Genomic DNA, 2,836 nt, shown 5'->3' on the forward strand with positions numbered 1-2,836 from the left:
TCATTATGTCAATATAATATTTTATCTTTTTTTCTATCACTTTTTTGCTGAAAAATGTTCGGCTAAAAGCAACTTCCTTATAGTATCATCTTCGATTCACTTATGCAACATTAATTTCTCTTTATTTTACTGAAAGTTCATTGCTTCAAAAACTTTTTTGAGATAATAATATTTTAATAAGAAGAAAAAGAATCAGAGGAATGACCTCTGACTCCAAATTTCACTTCATTTCAATCATGTTAAATAACAAGCTTCGCCCATTTCTCACAGATTTCCCTTTTAACAAATCGTTTAATTAAACGTGCCTTAACCTTTGAAAAATAAGGTAATATTAATGCTTATACGTTTTAACGGCAGAGTAATTACTATAAAAACTTTGCCTATTTATAGTGCGATACGCTCTTACTTTATAATAATAGGTTTTTCCATTTGTTAATGATTTATTAGTAAACTTTACTGTGCTCCCGCTTGTAATGGAACCAACTTGACTATAAGTTCCCGTTTTTGAAGTGGCACGATACACTTTATAGCCATTCGCCCCAGCCACTTTAGCCCATGATAAAGTCATCGAGGACGAACTTATCTTCTTGGCAGTTAGCTTAATAGGTGTTGAAGGGATGGCTTTGATGACTTTAATATATATAGTTGCACTTCTATTCCCTGCAGCATCAACTGTATAAACCCCAATTGTTGTACCTGCTGCTCGCTTCCCAATAGTCATACTATACCTTCCATTTTTTGCGGTGGTCTCACCTATCTTAACACTTCCTGCATAGGCATAGACTTTTGTATTGGATACAGCCATTCCAGTCAGGATGGTCCCCGTATCATAGATGACATCGACGCTTGGAGTTTTGTCTTTAAAGTTGGCCTTTACTCGATAAGTACCGCTTGTGGTTCCACTCCAGTTATATGGGTCAATATAAAGATAATAAGTTCCTTTTTGAAGAACGGCAGTTAATGTACCAACTTCTCCTGAATACACATAGTCATAATCCTTCGTTTTCCCGTAGATATCAACTAGTTTTACATAGTATTTATTTGTGACTTTATCTAGTGTGATGCTTGCACTTCCATCCGAATTCGTTGTAAATTGATAAACATCTCGATCAATATTTGAATGACTATTTGAAGAATACACTTTGTTTGAGATCATTTTTAAACTTGTTTGAGCCGTGTCATTCGTTTCAAAAGTGGTCGAATCTCTTGTAAACGTTGATGGATAGGTTGCCTTTATTCGATAACTCCCACTTGTGATTCCATTCCAGTTATATGGGTCAATATATAGATAATAGGTTCCTTTTGGAAGATTCGCATATAAAACGCCATTGCCTCCTGAAGATATATAGTTGTAGTCTTTAGAATTTCCACTACTATCCCTTAGGCGTACATAGTAACTAGCTGTACTTTTATCAAATGTAATATATACTTCACCGCTCGCATTTGTTGTAAAATTGTAAACATCTCTATCAATGTTAGTATCAGCTTTTGAACTATAGATTTTTCCATTACTGATATTCATGCTTGTTTCTTTGGTGTCATTCGTTTCAAAAGTAGTTGCACTACTCGTAAACGTGGATGGGTAGGTAGCCTTTAATCGGTAAGTGGCACTTGTAATTCCTGCCCAGTTATAGGGAATGACCTCAATATAATAAGTCCCTTGTGCAACATTCGCAGTTAAAACACCTTGTCCGTCACTTGTATAAACGCTATCTTTTGATTTTCCGAAGCTATCTACAAGTCTAAAATAAAAACGCCCTGTTCCTTGATCCAGTGTAATGTACACTTCTCCATCCTTATTTGTTGTAAATTGATAGACATCTTTATCAATGCTAGTTTCAGCATTTGAACTATAGTAACTTCCATTACTGATATTCATGCTCGTTTCTTTGGTGTCATTTGTTTCAAAAGTGGCTGCATTTCTGGTAAACGTGGATGGGTAGGTGGCCTTAACTCGGTAAGTAGCATTTGTAATCCCACTCCAGTTATAGGGAATAACTTCAATATAATAGGTCCCTTGTTCAAGATCTGCAGTTAAAACACCTTGTCCATTACTTGTATAAACGGTATCTTTTGATTTTCCAAAGCCATCTACAAGTTTCATATAAAATCTAGCTGTTCCTTGATCCAGTGTAATGTACACCTGTCCATCCCTATCTGTAGTAAATTGGTATGTATGAGTCGTCGAACTTGTAATATTTGCCTCAATAGGGGTACCGTTTGATATACTTGTTCCCGCTGCAAAGGACGTACTACTAAAAAATATAGTCATGATGAACAACAAAAAACTAGCACTTATTACCCTTTTCACTAAATCCTCTCCTTAACTTTAAAGTTATGTTTCTTTTATTATTGCATTACAAAGACTACCGGTATAGGTACATTATACCAATAACAATTTATATTATGGCATATTATAAACTGTTAGAACAGGTAAACTAAATGAATTTAATCATCTCTGTAAAGCGTCTTTATTTGAATCTAAAAACCAAGGGAATACCCCTTGGGCAACCCACAAAAAATACAAAGTGAAATAGAAAAGGGAATTAATGAATTTAGCGAGCCACCCATTTGCTAGCTATGGAGGGCACTGAAAATCGGCTGGTTTTTTGATTTTCTGTACAGCCTAAAAATAAAAGAAAACCATCCAGATAAGGTCACGAAAGCAACCGAAAGTTGTACAAGTTCATTTGACGCTAAAACGAGTTTGATAATAAGCGGAGAAATTCCTCTTATTTATCAAATAACACTGAAAATAGCCTAAATAGACGGAAGAATTCAGACTATTGGTTCAAGAAACATGAAAATGGGTAAATTTGCTTTGCTTAACCGGAAA

At 35.0% G+C, this 2,836-nt stretch carries 1 protein-coding gene; it reads right to left on the minus strand.

What is annotated here, in order from left to right:
- Positions 1–331 precede the first annotated feature (331 nt).
- Positions 332–2,311 carry an Ig-like domain-containing protein gene (locus BDR01S_RS24375; RefSeq protein WP_066259438.1) on the minus strand — a complete coding sequence of 660 codons (1,980 nt, stop codon included), beginning with the start codon at positions 2,309–2,311 and terminating at the stop codon, positions 332–334.
- Positions 2,312–2,836 lie beyond the last annotated feature (525 nt).

Source organism: Neobacillus drentensis NBRC 102427, from assembly GCF_001591445.1.
Taxonomy (GTDB): domain Bacteria; phylum Bacillota; class Bacilli; order Bacillales; family Cytobacillaceae; genus Neobacillus; species Neobacillus drentensis.